Genomic DNA, 2,870 nt, shown 5'->3' with positions numbered 1-2,870 from the left:
CTCATACGGTTTGATGTGAACAGTATATGTTGTGTGCCAGGGCGTGGTGACCGTATAGTTCTTGTAATTCGTGTTTATGCCACCGTTAGTTGTCGTCGGGAGGTAGGCTGCAAGCTGTGGGACGAATGAGCTTGATGAGGATCCGTTGTACATCACTAGGAACTGATACACATTCTCAAGTATCTCTCCGCTGACTGTATCATAAGCAATCGCTCCATCAAGTGTCTTATATGCTCCCGTTTCTGCTTCCGCATTTACGAATGTTGTCACTGCAGTTGTGACAGTAAAGAGTGCAGCACTAGGCGCAATCACCAGATCCTGGTAGAAGAATGTATGGAATATGCCAGCCGTGGCATTAAGCTCACCAGTTATTATGGGCGACGTTGTCATTCCAGAAGTCTGAATCGTAAGCGTCACATTTATTGTATCGTTCGGGCCCAGATACTTTACGTTTACTGGAGCTGCATATAGTAGCGATGTGTTCACTTCATACGTCAGATTGTTCTCCGCGTTGAGCCCTACTCCAGATGTCGCTGGATAGCTGATAACGCTTCCTGCCGCATAAGATACCGTATTGTATGATGCCTCGTATGTTACGGTCGAATTCGTTATGAACTGAGTTTCCGCTTTACTCACAAAGGTGAGCTTTGATCCTCCCAAAGCTTTTGCGTATGTAAGATTCATCAGAGTTGAATCCGCTGCAAACACCATGATGCTATTATTAGAGAGCGCTACTTCCGTGTTATTATCAAAGTACAACGCACTTCCACCTATTAGTTCAATTGAAGAAGTCTCAAACGATGTTGTATTGTTGAAATATAGCAGTTCCGGTCCCTTCACCGTATCACCAGGCTTAACAGGATAAAGCTTTCCAGATGATGTGTAATTTCCATACGTCGTAAACGTTATAGTAACTGTACTGGGAACCTCTACCGAGTTTCCTGCCATCACGGTGACATTTACACCATTACCCTTAGCATTCGGGAAGTTAAGTGTCTGGTTGAGATATGCTGTAGCGTTCTTCATGAACATGACGCCTGATTTCGCGCTTATATTGTAATGCGAGCCTGATGATACATTGAGCATTGAACCAGAGGCAAATGTGACATTAGTCATGGGTATGAAAGCCAAGCTTGAATTCGCAACCACCATAAATGAATCGTTTGCACTCAAATTAGCATACTGCCCCTTAAGATAGTTCACAGATGCTCCTGCACTATAATTCAATTTTGCAGTGTTAGTATACTTGACCACGGTTGGTGAGACATAGTTTAAAACGGTGCCAGCATAGTTCTGAACTTCAGTCCCCTTGAGATAACCAAGGCTAACTAGCATTAACGTTAAAGTACCATTTGCCAGCGTCATGGACGTCATACCGGTTGTCGAATTGTAATTGTAGAAAGCCATCTGATCCTTCATATACTTCATTATGGTGCTGTTGTATATTGTCGTTGGGAAACTCTGATATCCAAGTCTACCAGTATAGGTAGCTATGCCTATCTCATAATATCCAGAGGTAAGGTTGGTGAGATTTAGATATGCTTGATTTGGTGGCAATTTATAAGCTTGATCGGCGAAATTGTAGTAATAAGGCATCTTCACTTTCTCCACAAGAGATCCATTTTTATAAATATAGACTACCTGTGAGATAACCTCGTAACTAATATTTGCTGGTGGAGTAAAGTAACCGACAACATAGGATAGATTCGTCATTGGCTTGAAGAGCTGAGTCTGATTTACAAGCGGTGAAGAAGTGCTGTGAACAAGAGCTATGTCGCCAACTGATTCCTCGCTAGGTAATGATGTGCTAGTTGATGTAACCGATATGAGAGAGTTAGTGCTCTGATAAACTGAACCGCCGAAGTTCACAGTATAGTAAATGTAATAGTTTCCCGGATTATTATAAACATGAGAAACTGTTATCTTATCACTACCACCATATGGTATAATTGAGGTCGTAGCGTCTCCCCAGTAGACCGTTATACTGCTGAAAGCTCCGTTAGTCTGTATTGTTAGGTTGTAGGGCTGACCTATCACTGCTGAAGATTCGGCAGATACTACCTTTGCACTAGATCCTGTGGTTACCGGATGATAGAAGCCCAATACGCTTACGACAACAATAACAACCACAAGAACTGTTATTATCGCGTACCACTTCGTATTGGACGTCTTCGGCCCAACAGGAGGAATATTAGGTTGATTACTTTCCATGTTCTTATCCTCCAATTTATGCAGGTGTTTATGTAAATTTAGATATTTAAATCTTATTACATCATATATGCACCTGATAAAGGCAATTATTTTCGTGACTTCTGTTATCTAATGCATTGCTATGATTTTCTCTCAAGCATTATACCATTGTCTTTTATAGATCAACCAATATTTTTAAAAATTCATTATACGCCTGAGGTTTCATGCTTGATATTAGAAAGATGACTACGCAGTTTTATCCTAGTATCAACAATTAACATCATACGTAACGTCATCCTTAATAATTAATGAGAAAATGTCCCGGCGCTTTGACATTGATATATGCTAGATATCATGTAGATCTAAGAAATAGCCAGCTGACTAGTATACGTTTGAGATGAACCAATTAAATAAGAATAACAAGCATGGCGAATGGAACTTTGGATATAAATGAGACAAAAATAACGCATTAGAAAGCCGTCACTTTAAATTTACCTATTCCTGTGCAGTATAATAGAAATTTTGACTTTATATGCCTAACAATTTTGATTAAAAATTTATCAAGTTTCTCAGATCTTGAAATAAATTCAATAAGAAATAGTATTTAACTTACTTTCCGTCATTTTGATAGGTCTATTTTTCTGGAACACTGCGACCATAATGTTAATGGATATGCTTCA

General features: G+C 39.7%; 1 protein-coding gene. It reads right to left on the bottom strand.

Going from position 1 to position 2,870, the window contains the following annotated elements; genetic code table 11:
- Positions 1-2,211, bottom strand: a 2,211-nt coding sequence (locus tag Q0C15_RS02875; protein WP_297215893.1) for a hypothetical protein, incomplete at its 3' end; no start/stop codon positions are given.
- Positions 2,212-2,870 lie beyond the last annotated feature (659 nt).

Origin of the sequence: Thermoplasma sp., assembly GCF_023256435.1 — an archaeon.
GTDB lineage: Archaea > Thermoplasmatota > Thermoplasmata > Thermoplasmatales > Thermoplasmataceae > Thermoplasma.
This window is presented reverse-complemented; position numbering and strand designations above follow the sequence as displayed.